The 22182-nt window shown below is 44.4% G+C and carries 17 protein-coding genes; 10 read left to right on the top strand and 7 right to left on the bottom strand.

Annotated elements, in window-relative coordinates; all coding sequences use genetic code 11:
- The first annotated feature begins 735 nt into the window (after positions 1-735).
- The 4 genes from EQO05_RS10300 to EQO05_RS10315 all read left to right on the top strand — a co-directional run bounded on the left by EQO05_RS10300 (position 736) and on the right by EQO05_RS10315 (position 6296).
- Positions 736-2244 (top strand): 2-isopropylmalate synthase, encoded by a 1509-nt coding sequence (locus EQO05_RS10300; protein WP_128506234.1) that lies wholly within the window; start codon positions 736-738, stop codon positions 2242-2244.
- Between the two features lie 163 nt (positions 2245-2407).
- Positions 2408-3166 (top strand): TatD family hydrolase, encoded by a 759-nt coding sequence (locus EQO05_RS10305; RefSeq protein WP_240664567.1) that lies wholly within the window; start codon positions 2408-2410, stop codon positions 3164-3166.
- Between the two features lie 125 nt (positions 3167-3291).
- Entirely contained in the window at positions 3292-3933 is a 642-nt protein-coding gene (locus EQO05_RS10310; protein WP_128506238.1) for an MBL fold metallo-hydrolase, read from the top strand.
- A gap of 473 nt (positions 3934-4406) precedes the next feature.
- The gene (locus EQO05_RS10315; RefSeq protein WP_128506351.1) at positions 4407-6296 is read left to right on the top strand and encodes a YgiQ family radical SAM protein; all 1890 of its coding nucleotides are present in this window, start codon (positions 4407-4409) and stop codon (positions 6294-6296) included.
- A 91-nt stretch (positions 6297-6387) separates the two neighbouring features.
- Here EQO05_RS10315 and EQO05_RS10320 read toward each other — a convergent pair whose 3' ends face one another.
- Complete coding sequence (locus tag EQO05_RS10320; RefSeq protein ID WP_128506240.1) at positions 6388-6669, bottom strand: hypothetical protein; 282 nt, start codon at positions 6667-6669, stop codon at positions 6388-6390.
- Between the two features lie 29 nt (positions 6670-6698).
- The gene (locus tag EQO05_RS10325) at positions 6699-6956 is read right to left on the bottom strand and encodes a hypothetical protein (RefSeq protein WP_128506242.1); all 258 of its coding nucleotides are present in this window, start codon (positions 6954-6956) and stop codon (positions 6699-6701) included.
- 83 nt (positions 6957-7039) lie between these two features.
- On the opposite strand from EQO05_RS10325, the gene EQO05_RS15570 reads away from it, so the two are divergent.
- Complete coding sequence (locus tag EQO05_RS15570; protein ID WP_164888530.1) at positions 7040-7180, top strand: hypothetical protein; 141 nt, start codon at positions 7040-7042, stop codon at positions 7178-7180.
- A 109-nt stretch (positions 7181-7289) separates the two neighbouring features.
- Here EQO05_RS15570 and EQO05_RS10330 read toward each other — a convergent pair whose 3' ends face one another.
- Both EQO05_RS10330 and EQO05_RS10335 read right to left on the bottom strand, forming a co-directional pair.
- Positions 7290-8450 carry a (Fe-S)-binding protein gene (locus EQO05_RS10330; protein ID WP_128506244.1) on the bottom strand — a complete coding sequence of 387 codons (1161 nt, stop codon included), beginning with the start codon at positions 8448-8450 and terminating at the stop codon, positions 7290-7292.
- Positions 8447-9817 carry an FAD-binding oxidoreductase gene (locus EQO05_RS10335; protein ID WP_128506246.1) on the bottom strand — a complete coding sequence of 457 codons (1371 nt, stop codon included), beginning with the start codon at positions 9815-9817 and terminating at the stop codon, positions 8447-8449. Before EQO05_RS10335 ends, EQO05_RS10330 begins: the two co-directional genes overlap by 4 nt.
- 273 nt (positions 9818-10090) lie before the next feature.
- On the opposite strand from EQO05_RS10335, the gene arcS reads away from it, so the two are divergent.
- Both arcS and rimI read left to right on the top strand, forming a co-directional pair.
- Positions 10091-11965, top strand: a complete 1875-nt coding sequence (gene arcS, locus EQO05_RS10340; RefSeq protein ID WP_128506248.1) for an archaeosine synthase subunit alpha — start codon at positions 10091-10093, stop codon at positions 11963-11965.
- A gap of 122 nt (positions 11966-12087) precedes the next feature.
- Complete coding sequence (gene rimI, locus EQO05_RS10345; protein WP_128506250.1) at positions 12088-12618, top strand: ribosomal protein S18-alanine N-acetyltransferase; 531 nt, start codon at positions 12088-12090, stop codon at positions 12616-12618.
- Here the strand turns inward: rimI and EQO05_RS10350 are convergent.
- Complete coding sequence (locus EQO05_RS10350) at positions 12602-12880, bottom strand: UPF0058 family protein (protein ID WP_128506252.1); 279 nt, start codon at positions 12878-12880, stop codon at positions 12602-12604. The two genes, rimI and EQO05_RS10350, sit on opposite strands and share 17 nt — an antisense overlap.
- A 404-nt stretch (positions 12881-13284) precedes the next feature.
- Positions 13285-14829 (bottom strand): DNA primase DnaG, encoded by a 1545-nt coding sequence (gene dnaG, locus EQO05_RS10355; protein ID WP_128506254.1) that lies wholly within the window; start codon positions 14827-14829, stop codon positions 13285-13287.
- Positions 14830-16332: 1503 nt separating this feature from the next.
- On the opposite strand from dnaG, the gene EQO05_RS10360 reads away from it, so the two are divergent.
- Together EQO05_RS10360 and rtcA are read left to right on the top strand one after the other, a co-directional pair.
- On the top strand, positions 16333-17817 hold the full coding sequence (locus EQO05_RS10360) for an NAD(P)/FAD-dependent oxidoreductase (protein ID WP_128506256.1): 1485 nt from the start codon (positions 16333-16335) through the stop codon (positions 17815-17817).
- Between the two features lie 32 nt (positions 17818-17849).
- Positions 17850-18845: an RNA 3'-terminal phosphate cyclase gene (gene rtcA, locus EQO05_RS10365; RefSeq protein WP_128506258.1), complete on the top strand. Its 996-nt coding sequence runs from the start codon at positions 17850-17852 to the stop codon at positions 18843-18845.
- A gap of 62 nt (positions 18846-18907) precedes the next feature.
- On the opposite strand, the gene EQO05_RS10370 is transcribed toward rtcA, so the two are convergent.
- Positions 18908-19531, bottom strand: coding sequence for an RNA 2'-phosphotransferase (locus EQO05_RS10370; protein ID WP_128506353.1), 624 nt, complete (start codon positions 19529-19531; stop codon positions 18908-18910).
- A 1187-nt stretch (positions 19532-20718) separates the two neighbouring features.
- On the opposite strand from EQO05_RS10370, the gene EQO05_RS10375 reads away from it, so the two are divergent.
- A complete protein-coding gene (locus EQO05_RS10375) occupies positions 20719-22173 on the top strand; it encodes an OB-fold nucleic acid binding domain-containing protein (protein ID WP_128506260.1) in 1455 nt (484 codons plus the stop codon).
- The last annotated feature ends 9 nt before the right edge of the window (positions 22174-22182 follow it).

Consider the following 22182-nt stretch of genomic DNA (forward strand, 5'->3'; position numbering starts at 1 on the left):
TGAAAAACTCTCACCGCCCAGAATTAACCGAACCGACAAAATCCTCGTCAGTCAGGAAATAACTCCTGACTCCATTAAAAGATGAAAGAGATATGTGATTTGACCCACGCAATCAACTTGCGCAGGATCATATACAAGGTATTTCTTGTATATAAAGCTTTGTGTTATTCCCTTCAACACAATCGTGCTGTAAGAGGGATTCATACAAGGCATTTCTTGTATATAAAGCTTTGTATCATTCCCCTCAACACATTTGATTTGTGTGAGGACTATATACAAGGAACGCCTTGTATATAAATCTTCTCCTGCAAAGGAGCTTGAACAAATTTGAAAGAGGGAAATGAGAAATAGTTGAAAGATTTCAAAAGAGTTGTACTTTTGAATCCCTAACTTTATCCGTTTTTATGAGCCATTGTTCCGAGAACAACATCTCAAGGCACCTTCTGTCACCATTTTTCAGGTTCCGTTTTTCTGGTACCTTTAAGGTTCGTTTTTCAAGTCCCGTTTTTCAGATTCCGTTTTTCCTTCTCCGGGTTGTCGTGTGACATCCTGAGAAGCAACCCTAGAAGGGTGTATCTACTATAAATAATTTTCTGTCGGAAAGCCAAAAAGTAAAACCTAAATTCAAACTCCAAAAAACTTACGTCGGATTTATATACCAGAAATCTACATTCAAGTAGATGATTACCATGAATGTAAGAACTGAAAGAAGGGATCGATTTTTACATCGAACCCATGCAGAATAAAACGATAACTGTTTTTGACACTACACTGCGCGACGGAGAACAAACCCCTGGGGTATCCCTGACTTCTGCCCAGAAGCTGGAAATTGCCCATCAACTCGACAAACTCGGGGTAGACATAATAGAAGCCGGATTTCCGATCTCATCAGAAGGAGATAAAGAATCCGTAAAATCGATTTCTAATGCCGGGCTGGATGCTAAAGTCTGCGGACTTGCCCGTGTGTTGAAAAAAGATATCGATGCCTGTTTTGAAAGCGATGTCGGACTTGTGCATACTTTCGTCCCTACTTCTGAAGTACAGCGGACATATACTATCAAAAAGAGCCAGGAAGAAGTAATTCAACTGGCTGTGGAAGCTGTCCAGTATATCAAAGATCACGGGAGTAAGTGCATGTTTTCTGCAATGGATGCTACGAGGACCGAACCCGAATATCTGATAGAGGTTTTCAAGGCGGTCCAGGAAGCAGGTTGCGATATTATTAACGTGCCAGACACCGTAGGTGTTATGGTTCCATCTGCAATGTACAGGCAGATAAAAGATATCGCAGCCGAAATAAGCATTCCCATTGACGTGCATTGCCACAATGATTTCGGGCTTGCCGTAGCAAACAGTCTTATGGCAGTCGAAGCAGGCGCGTCCCAGGTTCAGGTTACAATAAATGGCATCGGAGAAAGGGCAGGAAATGCCGATCTTTCCCAGACAGTCATGAGCCTGATTGCAATGTATGGGGCAAAAACGAATATCCGGACCGAATACCTTGTAGAGACTTCAAAACTGATTGAAAACTATACTGGAGTCAGACTTCCTCCGAATACACCTGTTGTAGGTCAGAATGCCTTTTCCCATGAATCGGGAATCCACAGCCAGGGGGTACTTGAGAAATCCGATACTTTCGAGCCCGGAATAATGACCCCGGAAATGGTAGGACATAAACGGCGTATTGTACTTGGAAAACACACCGGCAAACACGCAGTCAAACAATCTCTCGAATCTGCAGGCATAATTACCAATGATAAGCAGCTCGATGAGATCGTATCCCGGATTAAGGAAATTGCAAATAAGGGAAAACAGATTACGGATGCGGACCTCTATGCGGTTGCTTCTGCCGTACTCGGGAAAGCAAGTTCTGAAGAAGAACTGATTAAACTCAAAGAAGTCTCCGTAATGACAGGAAATATCCTGACACCCACTGCTGTAGTCAAGGCAGACATTGAAGGCAGGGAAACTATTTCGGCAAAGACAGGGGTTGGGCCTGTGGATGCAGCTCTCAATGCTGTAAGAGATATCCTGGGAGAAAGTAATCATTTCAAACTCCAGGAATTCAGGATCGATGCAATTACAGGCGGAGCAGATGCCCTTGCAGACGTATACATAGGGCTTGAAAATGAGAGGGGCAGGATCGTAACTGCAAGATCCGCAAACCCGGACATAGTCATGGCTTCGGTAGAAGCCCTTATAAATGCAATGAACCTCCTTTACAAAAAAGAAGAAAAAAGCTAAGCCGATCGGATCAGATTAGAACTGACCGAAAGAAGCCGGATGTTAGTTAAAGGATAAAATTAAAAGACGAAAAACTCGGATAAGAACTGCTATTCTTTTTTCGGGTCTGTGTTCCATAAATCGTGTATAAAAAGTAAAATAAAATGAAATGGAATACAGATCCATGTCTTATCCAATTATTGATTCTCACTGCCATCTTGATTTTCCTAAATTTAACCGCGATAGGGAAGAGACTATTCTCCGAGCCAGGGAAGCAGGAATTGTTGGAATGATAAATTCCGGAATTACCCTGAAGGGCAACCAAATAAGCCTTGAACTCTCGGAAAAGCACGAAGATATTCATGCCACACTTGGCCTGAGTCCTGATATTGGCAGGGGAGGGGCGGATGAAGAGATAAATGATATTCTTGCCCAGATTGAAGCAAATGCGGGAAAAGCAGTGGGTATTGGGGAAGCAGGCCTGGACTTTCAGGACTGTAAAACAAATGAGGAGCGTGAGAGGCAGACCGCGGCATTTAAAAAAGTGATCGAGCTTGCAAAAGAGCTGGACAAACCACTTGTAGTGCATGCCCGGCTGGCTGAAGCCGAAGTGCTGAAGCTTGTCAGAGATATAGATACGGTTATCTATCATTGCTATAGCGGTCCTGCTGAGACAATGCAGGAAATCGTGGATAAGGGATACTATATTTCTCTGGCAACTCTTGTCTGCTTTTCCGAACATCACCAGGCTCTTGCAGAAGCCGTACCCCTTGAAAACCTGCTTCTGGAAACCGACAGTCCCTTCCTTTCTTCCCGCAAAGGCAGAAACGAGCCTGCCTTCATAGTAGACTCAATCCCTGTGATAGCGCAACTTAAAGGTATGGACCCGGCAGAGATCGCAAAATCGACTACTGAAAATGCACGCAGGGCTTTTAATATCTGAAATCTGAGACTTTAAAAAGCCAGAAGTGAACCTGGGAAATAGTGCAAAGAGCTCAAGGAAAAGAGCAAGAGAAAGAGTAAGGGAAAAGCAAGGAAAAAGAAAAAAGGAACAAAGGAGGAAAAAACATGGAAGTCCGGTACATTTGCCCCACAGCTTACGATTCCAGCGTATATCTGGTAAACGGAAAAGTCCTGATTGATGCAGGAATGAACAGCGACCTGATTATCAAGCAACTGGAGAAATATATAAAGCTTACAGACCTGGAACTTATAATCCTGACCCATTGCCACTATGATCATACTGCGGCAGCGGCAGCAATTGCAGAAAAGAGCGGTGCGAAAGTCGGAATACACAAAGCTGACTTGGAAGGTGTAAGTGACGAATATCTCAGCGTGTCCGTACTTTTCGGGGAACGGGCTCCTGCGGTCAAGCCCACAGTTACATATGAAGAAGGGGATAAAATTGACATAGGGAATGGGGAATATCTGGAAGTTATCCATACACCGGGTCACTCTAAAGGGAGTATATGCCTCTATGAGCCAGTTTCAAAAAGCCTTTTTTCCGGAGATACTGTTTTTCCAGGCGGGGGCTTCGGAAGAATGGATTTTGAAGGTTCAGAACCTGAAAAGATGGCTGGCTCGATAGAAAAGCTCACAAAGCTGGATGTAAAAACCCTGTACTCAGGACATGGAGCTCCTGCGGACAGGGACGGGAACAACCAGATTATGGCTTCGTACAGAATGCTAAAAATGATGATGGGCGAATGAAATCAGTATACAAGAGGCTCCATAAGTATAGTCCAGATATAAAACAGTCCGAATATAGAACAGCCCAAATAGCCTTTTAACCAGATCAAAGAAAGTAAGGAGTCTTAAAATAAATTATGACCGGAGAGAGAGCAATTTCAAGGAAGAATAAGAGTTTGAGCTCAGAAAAGCCGAATAAAGAGGGCTCGGGGAGAAAAACAGGTTCTTTCATTCCCAAAAGAGTTGAAGTGGAGAAACCAATAAAGCGGGATGAATCAGGAACAAAGCCTGGGATAAAGCCGGAAAAAGGGGAAAAGGGAGTAAGACCTTCAGAAGTAAAACATCCGGCAGAAGCAGAAAAAAAGCCTCCAGAGATAAAATCTCCCACAGAAGCAGAGAAAGGATCGGGAAAAGGATCCGGAACTAAACGGAGTAAAAGCAGAAAAAAAGAGAAATCCGTTTCTTCCCGCATACCTGTATCGAAATTCCTTCCAATGAGCCCTGAGGAGATGAAAGCTCGCGGCTGGAAAGAACTTGACATTATTCTGGTTACAGGGGATGCCTATGTGGATCATTCCAGTTTCGGCACGGCAATAATAGGAAGAGTCCTCGAAGATGCCGGTTTCAGAGTAGGAATAATTGCCCAACCGCAATGGGACAGTCCTGAAGATTTTAAGAAACTCGGAAAGCCCAGGCTTTTCTTCTCTGTAAGCGCAGGAAATACTGACTCTATGGTCAGCAACCTTACTCCAGGCCTGAAGCCACGAGACAAGGATGCTTACTCTCCCGGAGGCAGAGCAGGGCTTCGCCCGAACCGCGCGGTAATCATCTACTCGAACAGAATAAAGGAAGCTTTCCCTGAAGTGCCTATAGTGCTGGGAGGAATTGAAGCTTCTTTACGGCGTTTTGCCCATTACGATTATCTTTCGGATAAAGTCAGGCAGTCCATCCTGGCTGATGCACCAGCTGATCTCATAATCTACGGTATGGGAGAGCTCCAGATTGTGGAAATCGCAAAACGACTGCAAGCCGGCGAAGACATAAAAAATATCAGAGATATTCCGGGTACAGTCTGGAAAATGGAAGTTAAAGCCTGGAAAGAACTAAAAGAAGGAGTTGAGAAGCCGGAAAAGAGATCGGACAAACATGAACTGAAAGAGAACAAGTCCGGACAAAAATATGGGAAAATAGCCGGAAATGCAGCCGAATTTTTAAACGAATATATCGGAATTCCTTCCTTTTCAGAGGTTTCCCAGGATAAAGCAGCTTTTGCAAAAGCTTTTCGCATGTATTTCGAGGAACAGAACCCAGTTAATGGAAAAGGGGTTATCCAGCCTCACCCAAAAACTGTAATCGTGCAGAACAGACCAATGCGCCTCCTGACAGAAGCTGAGATGGATCATGTATACGAACTGCCGTTTACTGGCGAAACCCATCCATCCTATACCGAACCTGTTCCTGCCCTGGAAATGGTAAAATTCTCCCTGACAACTCACAGGGGTTGCTTCGGAGGCTGTGCCTTCTGCGCAATTACTCAGCATCAGGGGCGCATGATTGCAAGTCGCAGCATCGAGTCCGTCCTGCATGAGGCTAAAAAACTCACAGAAAAACCGGATTTCAAGGGCATCATAAACGGAGTGGGCGGCCCAAGTGCAAACATGTACGGAATGGAGTGCGGAACCTGGGAGAAAAAAGGAGCCTGTCTGGACAAGTCCTGCCTTTATCCTCGCATTTGCCCTGCACTTGATACCAGCCACAAAAAACTGCTAGAACTCTTGCGCCGCCTGCGCGAGCTTCCAGGGGTCAGGCAGGTCTTTACAGGCTATGGCGTACGCTATGACCTGGCTCTTAAGGATGAAGAGTATCTCGAAGAACTTTGCACTTATCACATTAGCGGACAATTGCGGGTCGCACCCGAACACTTTTCAAGGCAGGTTACGAATGCAATGTGCAAGCCGGGCAGGGAAGTCTACGAAAAGTTTGCCCAGAAATTTACAGTTCTCAACCGGAAATGCGGTAAAGAACAGTATATAGTAAACTACCTGATGTCAGGGCATCCGGGCTGTACCCTTGAAGATATGATAGAGATGGCAGAGTATGTGAGGGAACATGGAGGCTATACCGAACAGGTGCAGGACTTCACTCCAACGCCTATGACCGTATCGACATGCATGTATTACACAGGATTGGACCCTTTCACAGGTAAAGAAGTGTATGTTGCAAGAGGCAAGAAAGAGAAAGCCATGCAGAGAGCCCTTATGCACTACAGGAGCCCTGCAAACTACGAGCTTGTATATGAGGCTCTAGAAAAAGCAGGAAGACTTGATCTTGTTGGAAACGCCCAAAAGTGTCTGATAAGAAGGAAAGAGAAGCGGCAAAGGTAAAGGTTCTTTGCATAAAAATTTGAATGAATCGATTAATCGTTCTTTACCTGAGAATTGTGAATCAAACACGACATGCTGGTACGTAGCAATATTACAGTCCCTGGCACTCACGGAAGAAAGCCCTGAATTTCCCGCTTACCTGCCCGCAGTAAGTATTCAGAGACCTTTCCTTGATCTCAATTACCAGGTTTGCCTCACCATCCCAGCTAAAGTGGGCAATAATTCCATTTCCTTCAAACATCCCGGAAGTTCCGCATGGAACTTTCATCCCATAATTCTGAAGCTTTTTCTTCATGCAGGAAAATACTTCAGGGGTTACATTTTTGAATTTGATTCCCTGGCAGCCTTCAGTATCAATCTTTCTTTCACTCATGCTTCATCCCAGACTATTCCGGATTTCCTTTACGAACTATGACACTCTCTTACGAAGCCTTTTATTTTCATGGCTGCGACTTCACAACTGACTATAAAAGGTTTTTCCGTAATTGTAACGATGAGATTGGACTGCCCATCCCATTCGAAATCCGCAGTAATCCCTTTGCCAGATAGTTCCCCTCTATTTCCTGGCGGAACATGGATGCCAGCGTTCTGAAGCTTTTTCTTCATGCAGGAAAATGTATCAGGTGAAACATTACGAAATTTTATAGGTCTACAACTCATTATCTGTTCTCCTAACCTATTTCTAAAGCTCATATTCTGCCGTAAAATCCGGTAAACAAGAGTCGTTTTCCTGAAATAAAAATATGGTGTTATATGTTGTTAATGGAGACCAGAGAGCATCTACAGAAGACTCGGAAAAAATAAGAGAAAACTCGAAAAGAGATAAAATAATTGCTACGAAGGTTCAGTCCGGAAAAATGAAGATTGAAGACAAGATTAATTGACCAGAAACAGAAAAAAGAAAGGGTGAGCCGATAAAGCCGACTCTTAGTGAAGTTAATCATAGGCAGGCAGTTAAACTTAAAATATCCAGACTCAGAAGTAGCCAGATTATTATTCCATTGCCATTGCCACGAGTTCTACAATGTCAATAACCTCGATATCTCCGCCCGCATCCCTGAGGTTTCTTACACAGAGTGGACAGGAAGTGACAATGTAATCCACACCTTCCGGCACGTCCTGAAGCCTGTTTTTCGCAAGTTCAAGTGAGATATCAGGATATCCTATTCTTACCCCGCCTCCGCCGCCACAGCAACGTGCGTTTTCTTTAATATTTTTCATCTCCTTCAGGGTAGAGATTGCCTGGATAACTTTCCTGGGAGCGTCATAAACCTTATTGTGCCTGCCCAGATGGCAGGGGTCGTGATAGGTGACTACAAGGTCAAGTTTCTTCAAATTGAGTTGTTCCAGGTGTTCGGCAAGAAACTCAGGAAGGCTGATAACCCTGAGTTCTTCAGGGTAATTGTTCTTGAGGGTTGTATAACAGCCTGCACAGCTTGTAATAATCGTGTGCGCTCCCACTTTCCTGATCTGCTCTAGGTTGCGCTCCATGACCTTTTCTGCGTCCTCTCTAAATCCTGTGCGCAGGAGAGGAGAAGCACAGCATTGCTCATCAGGCAGGAGGGTGACTCCAAAGCGCTGCAGGACTCCAAACGTCTTTCTGGCAAACTCCGGATAGCGGTAGGAATCGAAACATCCCACGAAATAAACGTAATCGGACTTTTCAGGCAGCTTTGAAAGTTCAGATTTGGAAAGCCAGTGTTTGCGGGATTTCGTTTCCCCGAAAGAGTTCCCGTGAGTCAGGACTCCCGATTTCAGTTTATCCTGTGCTCCTGTTGTGATGCCGCATTTCACAAGCTGGGTACGGGCAGCTTCCACAACTTCAGGTGGATTTGCTCCTGCAGGGCATTTGGAAGCGCAGATTCCGCAGGTTGTGCAGGAAGCCAGGCTAGATAAAACATCTTCGGAAGGAGACCTGCCTTCGATTAAGCTTTTAATAATGAGCATTCTGCCGCGTGTATTGGCAGATTCCCACCCTACCACATCAAATACAGGGCAAACCGAACGGCAGGTTCCACACTGCACGCATTTGTAAACCGACCGGCGGTCAACTTCAAAAGCCTGTTTTCCACACTCTTTACCGGTAATTTCGGTTTTATCCGGCTCTTTCACCTGTTCAATTTCTTTTTTTTCTTCGTTTTTCATGTTTTTCACAGCCCAAGCTTCCCCGGATTCAGTATACCTTTCGGGTCAAGGACCTTTTTGATTGCACGCATTACCTCAAGAGCAGGACCCCACTGGGCTTCCATGTACTCCGCCCTTGCCGCACCTACTCCATGCTCGGAACTGACCGTGCCTCCGAGTTCAATTGCTGTCCTGTGGATCAGATCCGCAGCCCTGTTCAGGCGGTCCCAATCATCTTTATTCAAGACATCGATGAAGAGGGCAAGATGCAGGTTTCCGTCTCCTATATGCCCGTACTTCATAGCAGGCAGGTTAAATTTCTCCGAGATTTCCTGCGCTCGCTTTAACAGTTCAGGAATCTGCTTTATGGGAACTCCCACGTCTTCTCCGACATAGATACGGGTCTTGGTCGGATCCAGACGGGAAACCGCAGCCCCTACAAGCTTTCTGGCTGCCCAGATATCTGCCATTTCATGTTCACTTTCTGCAAGCCTTATTGAAAGCGTCAGGGGAGCACAGACTTTCATTATCTGTTCTGCGGCTTCACGTGCCGAACTTTCAGTGCCGTCAACCTCGAAGAGAAGCACGTCGCCTTCCGCAGGGAGCACAAGGTTAGGGTCGTAACGTTTGAGCACCTGCAGGGAAACTCTATCCAGGATCTCGCAGGCTGAAGGTATAACCCCGTTTGAGAAAGTCTTTACAACGGCCTGCCCTGCAATTTCCGCATTTTCAAAGGATGCGATGACCAGTTTTCGGGTTTTCGGGAGAGGAGCGATCTTCAGGCTGGCTTTCGTGACAATGCCGAGAGTACCCTCCGAACCTATAATAAGCTGGGTTAAATCATATCCTGCAGCGGATTTCAGCATTTTCGAACCTGTATGGATAACTGTCCCGTCCGCAAGCACCACTTCAAGGTCGCGCACATAATTTCTGGTAGTGCCGTATTTAACGCAGCGCATACCGCTTGCATTGTAAGCTATCATACCCCCTATAGTGCACATGGCTGAACTGCCTGGATTGGGAGGAAAGAAAAAACCATACGGTTTTAGCGCGCTATTTAAAGCGTCCTGAATAATTCCAGGCTCCACGACAACCTGGATATTATCAATATCGATTTCAAGAATCCGGTTCATACCCGACATATCGAGTACAATACCCCCTCCGACAGGGACTGCCCCGCCTGCAAGTCCGGTGCCTGCTCCCCTTGCAGTCACAGGAATCTCGTTCTCATAGGCAAGCCTGACAATCCGGCTTACTTCATCTGTGCTTTTCGGGCGTACCACGTAATCAGGCATCCCCTTGACCTGGGATGCGTCAGAAGAATAACAATAAAGTTCCGATGGCGAAACTGAAAGTCGTCCACCAACGATTTTTTTAAGTTCTGCAGTTATATCCATTCTAAACCTCAAATTGAAATTCCTATGTGAAAAAATAGAATTTTTGTCATGGTTAGGGACAGACAAATGAAAGATGAGTTAAGATGAGTTGCAGCAGATAATCACGATTAATAATATATAAGAATATACCATCCTCCTTCCTCCTGAAAAGCTATAAAGAATAAAACGTAAAGCTGAGCATTCTTCAGGTTCAGAAAAGCAGGCAATAAAAGGAGCGTTCAGGAAAAAGTGCAGGACAAACCTTTACATCCTGATAGAGATAAGAGGACAGATATGACACAGTACTTTGAGATAGAACAGAGAGATGGAGCAGCAAGGATTGGAAAACTTCTGCTGTCTCCCGAGCTTCGTACGCCCTGCATTTTGAGTACGGCAGAACTCGGAAAGCTTGAAAGCCCTGGCCCTGTTGTTGATGCGGGAAGTTTCTGGGCTGTAAAATCCGATGAAGAGCTTGAGGGGCATATAAAACAAATCCGGGAAAAAGCAGGAAAGGGAACCCTAATAATTCTGCCGCATCAAGCTTATCCGCCTGCCATTCCAGCTGAATCCCTGGGAATAATCGAAAGATTTACTGCCAGCAGTAGTGAAAACATTGAAGGCCCGACAGGCTCTCTCCTGAGAGTAGGAGAAAAGCCTGAAAAAACCGACCTGTATATAATGGAAGGGGCAGGTACCCTGGAAAATAATGCAAGAAGGTTTCTTGGCACTGTAATAGAGCTTAAAAACCAGATTCCTCCCGATACAGCTTTTTACGCCCCTAATCTGGCGCTTCCTGAAAACGTAGCCATGCTGGTCTATCTCGGAATTGATATTCTGGACGACACGAGGGCGGAAATTGCAGCCTATTCGGATATCTACCTGACAGCAGCAGGCAACTTTTATCTCGATTCCCTGACAGAGTTTCCCTGCAGGTGCAGGGTATGTGCCTCAAGTACGCCCGAGGAGCTCAGAAAGCTCCCGAAAACCGAGAGAGCCAGGTTTCTTTCAGTCCACAATAAGGATGCCCTCGAAGCGGAACTTTCCCTTGTGCGGGAAAAGATCAGGGCCGGAACATTAAGAGAGTATATAGAAGGCCAGTGCAGGGTCAGGCCCTGGCTCACAGCCCTGTTAAGACTTGGCGATTTCGAATATTCCTATCTGGAGGAGAGAATTCCTGCTTTTCGGCAAAACCAGCTTCTTGCGGATACTTCCGAAGCTCTGTCCCGAATCGAGGTGGCAAGATTTGCACGGCGCGTAAAGGAAAGGTATACACCTCCTGAACTTGAGATTCTTGTGCTTTTCCCCTGCTCGGCAAGGAAACCTTATTCAACCTCACAGTCCCATCAAAAATTTATTCTGGCGCTTGGCAAATACCGAAAGTTTGTCCATGAAGTGGTTTTAACCTCACCTCTTGGGATAGTGCCCAGGGAACTGGAACTAACATACCCTGCCTCCCATTACGATACTGCGGTTACAGGGCATTGGGATGAAGAAGAAAAAGCCTGGGTTTCCGGCTGCCTTGAGACTTATCTCTCAATGTACAGATATAAGGCTGTGGTAGCTCACGTAGAAGGCGCATACAGGGAAATCTGTGAACGGGCGGCAAGCAAGCTCGGTATTGAAATAACTTACACTGCTACTGGAAATCTTGTATCCGCAGAGGCTCTTTCAAGTCTCAGGAACACCGTTGAATCTATCTGTACAGCCGAAAACTTCAGCAAGAAAAGCCTGAATGCCGAGGAGGAGAAAAAGAATTTCCTGAGAGCAATTGCAGAATATCAGTTCGGAGGAGAGGCCGCACCTCTTTTCTCTGAAGAAGCAGGAAAGCTTGCGGTCAAAGGCAGGTTCCCCAAGTACCAGCTCTTTGTCGGGAAAAAACAACTTGCAACTCTGGTTCCGCAATATGGAATGCTTGCGCTTTCCCTTGAGGGGGCTGAGCTGATGTTAAAAAGTGAAAAATACCTTGTAAAAATTGATGATTTTCTCCCGCGCGGTTCCATTCTTGCCCCGGGGGTTATTCAGGCGGACCCTGGAATACGGCCCAATGACGAGGTAATTGTACTTGGAAAAAAAGCGCTCTGCGTAGGGCGGGCTGTAATGGGCGGAGAGGAAATGGTAAAGTCCAGTAGAGGAGTCGCAGTAGATGTCAGGCATGTCAGGAAACTCTGAGCCTGTATGCTGATTTCAAAATAAATGCTTTAAAACAAGTTTTACGAAGCCTGACTGCAGGACTTGAGAAAGAATTCTCCCTCTCGAAGAAATAATAAAATGGCAGGAATATATTAGATATTATGATAAGGCGTTTTGCACCTGAGGACTTCCGTGAAGTAGTTGAAATTGAGAGCGAGGCCTTTTCGGAGCACAACTCCCTTTTATATATGAGCTTTTACGAAACCGTGGGAGATGGTTTCCTTGTCGCGGAGCAGGACTGCAAGGTCGTAGGGTATGTGGTAGGTTACCGTTCCGCAGAAAACGAGGGGCATATTTTTTCTGTAGGCGTCAGACAAGAATATAGGGGGAGAGGAATAGGTAAAGAGCTTATTCATGCTATCTGTGATATTTTTGTTGCAAACGGGCTTCGATATGCGAGGCTCGAAGTGAGAAATAGTAACACAGGAGCGCAGAAATTATACAGATCGATAGGATTCGTACCCTGCTGGACTGAAAAAAAATATTATTCAGATGGAGAGGATGGCATGGTGATGAAAATGCATCTTCACCCTTACCGTCTTCTTATCTCAAAACAAAAATATATGGAACCTATACTTTCAGACAACAAATTCTTTGTCACTTTCAAAGGCCCTATCAGTTATTACCCATAAGCTTGATGACGGAATTCAGTGAATCCCTCATCTGGGTTGATGTTTCCTCAAAGATAGGGTCATCCCGGGACATTAGAGTTGCAAGCTCGCCTCCTAAAATAAAAATCGCGCGCTTGTGATCCGCTTTACTCCGGTGAATGTGTACAGGGCTTATGGACAAAGCCTTGTAATCATCGAATTCGTGCGTTACTCCGTGCCTTTCGAAGTACCTCTTCATTTGGGCCATATATGTGTGCAGTTGTATGAGCTCTTCCTTGTGCATAGCGAACAGACCTACAATTTTACAAGATCAATTTAATATTATCTTGAATCGGATAAAAGAATTATCCGAGGAAATGTAGTTCCTAGTTTTCTATGATAAAGTTTTTCATATAATGTGTATGATAAATAATGAAGGATTATGGCAGAAAGTGTGAAGTTTAGCACCATAGTGTGAAATAATGCCAAATCGTAGTGAAACCAAGATTCCCGTACATAAAGATTAGACATAAAATAATAATCCATAGAAAATTAGTCCTATAAAAAATTTTAGGTTATTAAGTATTGACTTTAGGGAATCGAGAAGGAGAAAATCGATAACTTCTGGAAGAAAGATATGTTATTATAAAAACATTCCAAACAAAAAAGAGTGATAGGGAAATGAAAAATTGAGAGAGGAAAGATCTCTCAAAGCATGCTTGAGGTCAGAACTTCCATATCAGCTGGAACCTTAGCAATGTTGCCTATTTTTACACCTACAAGGTTCTTAATTGCGTTACTCGAAGCGATGTCAACGAGCCTCTGAGTAATTACACCATCAAAAACTATACTCTGGATGTTGTCTTTATAGGTTTTTAGCCTGCTGGCAAGGTCCCGGACTGCAATTTCTTCTATTACCTTATCCTGGGAGTCAAGAATTCTGGCAGTTAGAGTTCCTTTCAGAGCGTCGACATGGGGCCTGAACCTGGCGGCCTCAGGAGAAACGGTAGCCGTTTTTACCGGGGCAGGGGATACCCTGACTGCCTCACCTCCGGGAACTTTGACGGCAGCCGAAACCTTCTCGGCAGGTTTTTCTCTGGAAACTCTGGCGGCAGCAGGAACCGCCCTTGCAGAAATATGGGGTTTTGCGACAACAGGTCTTGCTTTGACTTTCTCTGCAGTCACAGAAGCTGTTTCCTGGACTTTTTCAGCCACCTTTTCGAAAGCCTTTTCAGGTTCGCCCTGCCTTGCTTCTTCTTCGGAGAGTTCCTCTCCATAAAGGTCCGGCTTTGGAGATACCCTGTGAACCTTAATACGCTTGTGCAGCTTCTTCTCAGCAATCCGGGGGACAATCTCAGGTGTCCTCATTTTTCTCTTTGTGCCTCTCTCCACTCTGCAGGCACTTTCGTCGCCTTCCCTTTCCTGGATTCCGTACTTCTCAATGATCTGTTCTACAGGTACTTTCCGGCGCAGAGCTCTTATAACCTCTTTCTGGACAAGATCCTCCACGCATTTTCCATCGGGAGCACGGGAAACATAGTCAATGTCTGCCACCTGCAGAAGCTCACGTATTATGAGTTCTCCGCCACGATCCCCGTCAGTAAAAGCCGTAACAGTTTTCTTTTTAGTAAGCTCCGCAACTTCAGGAGGGATGTTTGTTCCTCCCACACAGATGGTATTCTTGATACCATAACGGAGCAGGTTGAGAATGTCAGCTCTCCCTTCGACAATGATTATTGCGTCTGAGTTAAGTACGTTCGGCCCGCAGGGAATCCTGGATTTCCCATAGTAAGTAAGTTCGTCAACTCTTACGGACTGACGGACTTCATCAGCCAGCTCCTGGGATTCGGGCACGGTCTCATCAAACATTTTGGTAAAAATGAGTTTTGCCCTTTCGATAATTTTCTTGCGCTTTACAGCCCTTACATCTTCTACCTGGAAAACCTCGATTTTGGCACTGCAGGGTCCTACCCTGTCTATGGTTTCCAGAGATGCGGCAAGAATTGAAGTTTCAACCTTATCAAGGCTTGAGGGAACAAAGATATTTCCTTTGGTTTTTCCCCCTTTAGCCGTAACCATTACTTCAATCCTTCCAATCCTGCCAGTTTTTTGCAGGTCACGTAGGTCAAGATCAGCTCCAAGTAGCCCCTCAGTTTGCCCGAAGATCGCACCTACGATATCAGGACGTTCAATTACCCCATCAGCGTTGATTTTAGAATGGATGATGTACTTTGTAGTATCTGTATTTTGCATATGAATTCTCCTGAGATATTGTGAATGATTTATCGTGATAGTTATTTCAAATTATATACACTAGGAATTTATTCCTAACAGTTTTGACTGGTTGATTTTCTGGATTACAATCCATCGAGTTTCCTGATAATACAAACTATTCTCTATACTCCGAAAACTCGTAAAGTCTGCACATGCAAAAATAGTAAAAATCAGATTTATGTCGGACCAGGGATAAAACACCCTTGAAGAGGCAGATTAAGAATTAATGACAATTGTCGCCGGAAATAAGTCTCCGGACCTGCCTGGAATTTCCATTATACTTATGCCAGAGATCTGATCCGGCAGAATGCCAGAAATATACGCGATCTGCTGAAAGCACTTACTTACGAGAACCTTTAGTTCCCAGGTCTGTATTTAGCCTGGCTTAAGGCTCTCTTAGGCAGAGATGCTCTGAGTTTCAAGCTGGGCAGACAATAATACCTGTGTTGTTCCTGAGGCTTTCCACATCTGCCCGCAAGCCCTCGCCCTAACATAAGTTTTTATTATGGCGCTGATACGATTTCAGAGCCTGTAGTCAAAACAAGTGTTCACATTTCAATGAGCCTGATAACTCAAGTTTTCAAGAAATGCCCCTGAATGCGGGCAATCCGGGCATGAGCAGCCAAAATATGCAAGACGCCCTATCCCGTAAATTAAGGAGCTGCGTAGTGATAATTGGTAAGCGGAAAGTTAAATGCGTATCAGGTTTATTGAGAGCACTTTTTGACTTTTACTTCATGGGTGATAATGTATGAATTCAGTTTTGCATTGAATGGTTATTTTAGCCCTGAGTGATAATGCAGTAAATCTGAAGTTTTTATTATATTTGCATATGGATTAGTTACATTGGATATCTTTACGAATTTAGCAATGATGAATAGATGAAGCTGTTAATCAATGACATGACCTGACAGAACGCTCTCGCCCACCTCTAAAGGAAGTTCAGCGAAAGAGGTATCCTGTGCGTCACATATTTTAAATTCATGTATTTAATGCCCGCAGGCTTTAAGAACTTTGTGGTTATTTAAAAAGTTCTATCAAGTCGGGATCGTTTTTTCGTGCCTGATATTGTTGAAAATACTAACTTTCAAAACAATCTCGGAAGAGTTATTTTGGAACCACTTCAAAAGAGATTTAAAAAATATTAAAAATAATAAACTGGAAAAATTTAGAAAAGTTTATATAAAACAAAGGACTTGTAAAAAGTTGAACGGGCGAGACATAGAAACTTTTTTATGTACTAACCCCCCACTCCCAAACTCGCTCGTTCGACCCCCACTGGAGTGAAGAAGCATTTTTTCAGTTTTTGCAAATATATCAGAGACACCAGAATCTGTTTTCCATATAAGCTCAAATGTTGAAAAGAACCTGTTTTTAAGAAAGCCTGATAAGACAGTTATAAAAATTCCCGTATTCAATAGCCTGGAAACTTTTCGGGCATTTAAAAACTTATAATAGGCGTGAAATGCAATTATTAGCAGTATGGGAAGCGATTTTGCCGCAGAGAGGGCTGTATATAATGGTATCCAGAAAGCAGCCGGAGTTAAGGGAAAATTTCATAGAACAATATCCACACAGAACCCTGAAAAAAAAAGTTCTGAAAGAGTGGTTATTATAGGAGGGGGAGCCTGTGGCATGGCAGTTGCCACCAAAGTTCGAAGACAGAGTGATTCTGAGATCACCGTACTGTCAAGAGATTCCCATACTGCTTACAGCCATTGCGGAATTCCTTTTGTTCTGGGCAGGGAAATTGAGAGTTTTGAAAAACTGATAGTAAAGCCCCAGGATTTCTTCCGAAAAAACGGGATAAATGTCCGGCTAAATGAGTGCGCCAGTTTAATAGACCTGGATTTAAAAATTGTCCGGACAGGGGAAGGAATTTATCCTTTTGACAAACTCGTGATTGCCACAGGCAGCATGCCCTTTATACCTAGAGCAGGCAGCGCAAATATCCTCCCTTACGGCATTTTTACCCTGAGAAGCCTTGCTGATGGAATGCTTTTTGAAAAAGCCCTGGAAACTGTTAATAAAGTCTGTATAATCGGTGCAGGGACGATAGGGATAGAGTGTGCAGTTGCGCTTGCGAGAAGGGGAATAAAATGTTGCCTCATAAGCAGAAGCAAAAACCTTCTTTCCAGACAACTTGATCCTGACATCTCTGAGATTATACGAGAGCATCTGGAAAATCTCGGAATTGAAGTTATTACCAGGGCTACTGTGGCTTTTCCGGAAAGTTTCTGGAAAGAAAAAATCCTGTATTTAGAGGATAGGCAGCTCCCTGCAGACCTTGTACTTTTTGCGAGTGGTGTCAGGCCTGAAATTTCCCTTGCCCTGGAGGCAGGGATCGAAATCGGAAAAGCCGGAGGGATAATTGTAAATGAGATGCTCCAGGTTAAGGCAGGAAAAGAATTTCTTCCCTGTGCGTATGCAGGTGGGGAATGTGTAGAAGTAACTGACCTTATAACAGGGGAAGCCAGATTAAGTCAACTGGGCACAACAGCCCGATATATGGCTGATATAATCGCCAACAATATCACAGGAAAATATACTACTTTCAGGCCGCTTGCCAGCCCCTGGGTAGCTGTGGCAGGAGATTTGCAATTTGGTGGAGTGGGCATTACTTCAAGAGAGGCTGAAAGCCGCGGAATAAACGTAATCACAGGATTCTCCAGGGGGCGTACAAGAGCTTCCTATTATCCGGATCGGAAAGATCTGTACATTAAACTCCTGTTCAAAGATGAGGTTCTCGTGGGGGCTCAGCTTGCAGGTGGAGAGGGAATAAAAGAAAGAATTGATGCCCTTTCCCTCGCAGTCCGAAAGAAAACAACTATCAGAGATTTCCTTGATCTGGAAACCTGCTACGCACCACCGGTCTCCATGCTTGTAGACCCTCTAAGACCCGCTGTAAAAGCTGCAGTCCGAAAAATAAAGGAAAAAAAAGAAAAAGAAGGCAGTGAAATAAGATAAGATCGAATCAGGGCAGGAATGTGGGGAAGGAAATGTTAGAAATCGATGGCTCTTATGGTGAAGGGGGAGGACAGATGGTCAGAACAGCTGTTGCTCTTTCCGCAGTTACGGGGAAAGAAATCAAGGTTACGAATATCAGGAAAAACAGGCCAAATCCAGGCCTTAAACAGCAGCATTTAAAGGCTCTGGAAACTGCAGCCAGGATCTGTGAAGCCCGGATTTCGGGGCTTTTCCCAGGCTCTACTGAACTTTCTTTTGCTCCAGTGGAAATAAAGGGGGGTAAGTATGATATCGATATTGGGACCGCAGGAAGCATAACTCTGCTTCTCCAGTGCATTATGCCCGCCCTGCCGTTTGCTAAAGGGGAAGTCGAACTCACGGTAAGAGGAGGAACTGATGTGGCCTGGTCGCCAACAATGGATTACCTGCAGCATGTGACCTTAAAGGCTCTGGAAAGGCTTGGCTATTCAGGCAGCGTAACCCTGAAGGAACACGGTTACTATCCTAAAGGGGGAGGAAAAATTTTAGCTTTTTTTAAACCGTGCAGACTAAAAAGATTTCACTTTTTAAAAGAAGAAGAGGAAATAAAGGGGGTTTCTCATGCTTCGAATCTTCCGACTCATGTACCTTTACGCCAGGCTGAAGCTGCTGCCGCGAGATTAATGGAAGCCGGATATTCCTCCCGGATCGAAACTCAATCTTTTGAAGCCTTTTCCACCGGAAGCGGGATAACTCTCTGGACAGGTTATACAGGTGGGAGTGCCCTTGGGGAAAGGGGGCTTCCCGCAGAAGAAGTGGGCAAACATGCTGCAGACGAAATTATTCCTGAACTTAGATCAGGAGCTTCTGTAGACACCCACCTGGCAGACCAGCTAATACCTTATATGGCTCTTGCAGGAAGCAGTTCCTATACGGTCAGGGAACTTTCTCTCCATGCTGCGACAAATATCTGGGTTACTGAACAGTTCCTTGATGTCAAATTCAGCATAGAGGAAAAAGAAGGCCTTTTTGAAGTATCGGTGAGCTGAAAAGGAGAAAGAGGAAAAGAAGGAAAAAATCCTGAGAAGAACTTGATAGCAAAATTTTTAAATTAGTTCTCAACGACAAAAAGGTATTCAGGAGGTATTTTTTCAGTAAGTACGATGTCGTCAGTTGCATGTTTGAGAGAAATCCCGTCTGCCTGAGCTTTAAATGCATCGATTTGAAGGATGACAGGGTTTTCGGTATGAATGAGGGCCACCTTTACTGCTTTCTCGTATGAGGTGCTGAGGTGGACATGTCTCTGTTTTATCGGGAAAATCCCGTTCTCCAGTAAAACATCGACTTCTTCGGGACTTGCCCCGTAATACAGGTACTGAGAATCACTTTCCCTGTAGTCCAGGTCAATATTGACAGAGTGCCCGTAACGTGCCCTGATTCTTGAATTACGGATCTCATACCTTCCTTTTTCATCGGATTCCACCAGGGCATAAAGGTATTCCTTCCTCATCCAGTTGTAACGCTTTCTCATAACATCACAGAAAGCATTCAGATTCACCCAGCCAAACCTGTCCATTTCAACTCCCGCAGATGCCGGGAAATGCCTGAGAGCGCCTGAAACAAACCTGCCAAGTTTTTCCTCCTTGCTGTCATCCAGCAGGTATCTGCCGGGGCGTTTACACTGCAGACAGCTGCCTCCTCTAAAATAGCCGTGCTCAGTGCATTTTCGAATCATGATATCACGTACATAATGAAACTTTACCATAAATAAGGTTTTGTTTTAAGGTTTTGTCCTGACAAAGCTGGAAGTTAAGATTCTCCAATTCTTAGCTATTCTGAGCCTCAGCATTATCTCCAGATTTTATAGAACAGGAAATCCAGAGCAGCCAGAAAAGCAGTCCCTATTGCTGTTTCCCTGAAACCGAAAAGCTGGAAAGAAATCCCCCCAGGCGAGCCCTGCAACTTACGCAGCCTCGGTCATTGAATTGATAAGACCTGTTGCAGTCGCTTTATCCGGATTCAGTTCGACAACCTGGCGGGTAGAACCTATTATAGAAGAGCCCAGGCGCAAGCAACAAGAAATATGCTGAGTATGATGTAAAGATAGGATAGAGCATATACAATGAATGAAAATTATGGAGAACAGTTTGCTATATTTTAGAGAAACTGGATCTTATATACCTGTATCAAGCGATCAGCACTAGAGGAGCACGGGTATAATTTATTAATATCGTTCCCGCTTTCTTGAGAAATACTTTCATTGTACACACGGCACTCTTTAGTACAACGGCTTGCATACGTAGCGCGATGTTTAAAGCTTCTTACCGACTACCGCATTCAAGCGCTATTTAAGCCCGCGCCGATGGCAAATTCGCACTTTCGATGTAAGGTGGAGCCCGGATCAATAACTCTTTGAGCGCATTTCTATACTTGACTTCAAATATAATGTCAATACAATGCCGGACCTTGATCCAAAACCCTTATAGTACAAAGCCTGCTGAACTGCCTGTAAAATAGTCGCTGCGGCAATGCCAAAAAAAAGATAAAATATTACTTAGGCAATAAGACTTAAAACATAAGATTTAGAAAAGTAAGATTTAAAACAGCGGAAGCTTAAAATCAAAAAGAATGAAATAGACTTTGAAAAATATTTAACTATGATCTTTCTTATGATAGGTTTACTAAAGGTATAAGTGAAAGATAATACTAAAAATCCACCTGAAACCTGCCTGAGACTTAACCGAAGATTAAACTTTTGTGAAAAGATTGAGATTTGCTGGTCGCCTAATCTTTTAAACAGTTTTAAATTTTATGCCGATGCCTGAACAGGATCCAAAGCAATAACTTCACTAACACTATTGCCACAGGAACTCAGGCAAATAATAAATGCTGAAAATAAGAATTGCACATTAAGGGGATAATATGACAGATATTGAATCGATATATAAAAAGCTCAGCCATGTCATCAGTAAAGAAAATTTCCTGCAGCGTGTTCAGGAAAAGGTCGAAAGCCTGGGAGACCTTTGCGATGAGCCTATGGCTGCCATGCTGGTTGCCAACGAACTCGGATTTTCAGATGTAGGTCGGGACAGTGTTAAAATTGAGAACATTAATGCCGAGAGCGGGCAAGTTAACTTCATTGCAAGAGTTGTGTCCGTTTTCGACACCAAAGAATTTACTCGAAACGATGGGACGATAGGCAGGGTTGGAAATCTAATTGTCGGGGATGAAACCGGAAAAATTAAGGTTACTCTCTGGGACAATATGGCAGATCTAATCAAGGCTGAAAAAATCAAAGCAGGGCAAACCCTCCAGATCAGCGGCTATGTAAAACAGGGATACTCAGGCGTGGAAGTCAATGTAGGAAACAATGGTGTCCTTGCCGAAAGTGAAGAGGAGATCGATGTGGCCGCAAGCAGCCAGAAGATTAAAGATGTAAAGGACGGCATGGGAGATCTGAATTTGACAGGAAAAGTCCTGGAAATCTCAGAAATAAAGACCTTCCAGCGAAAAGACGGCAACAGTGGAAGGGTTGGAAGCTTGCTTCTCGGGGATGATACAGGTACAATTAGAGTAACTCTGTGGGACGAAAAGACCGAATTTCTGAACCAGATAGAGCACGGAGACACTGTGGAACTGATCAATGCTTATGCTCGGGAGAACGCCTTCAGTCAGAAAGTTGAGCTGCAAGTAGGAAGCCGAAGTATAATCCGCAAGAGTGAGAAAAAGATCGAGTATGAAGAGAAATTTACCCCCATTGCGGATATCAGGGCTGATATGAGTGACATTAACGTTTCCGGAAGGATACTCGATACTGGGGAAATCCGCACCTTTGAGAAAAAAGACGGGTCCGCCGGAAGAGTGGGAAATCTCCTTCTTGGCGATTCCACAGGCAAAATCAGACTGACTCTCTGGGATGAGAAAACTGATATTCTGGATGAAGTTGACTTTGACGAAACCATAGAGGTACTCCATGCTTATTCCCGGGAAAATGCCTTCAGCCAGCAGGTGGAATTGAACCTGGGAGGCAGAGGGATAATCCGGAAGAGTGAAAAGGAGATTGAGTACACGGAAAAGTTTACGGACATCGCTGGTATTGTCCCCGGGGAGAGCTATTCAGTCCAGGGAAAAATTTCCGAAATAGGGGAACTCAGGGAGTTTGAAAGGGAAGACGGAACCGAGAATGTGGTTGCAAACCTTCGACTTAAAGACGAAACTGGCAGCATCAGGCTGACTCTCTGGGGAGAACAGGCATATGTAATTGAAGATCTTGATATTGATTCCGAAATCCAGATTATTAACGCTTATGCGAAGTATGGTCTTAACGAGGAAATCGAGCTGAGTATTGGGAATCGAAGTAGAGTGATTATACTTTGATCATTCTCC

It is taken from the genome of Methanosarcina sp. MSH10X1 (assembly GCF_004099695.1).
Classification (GTDB): Archaea; Halobacteriota; Methanosarcinia; order Methanosarcinales; family Methanosarcinaceae; genus Methanosarcina.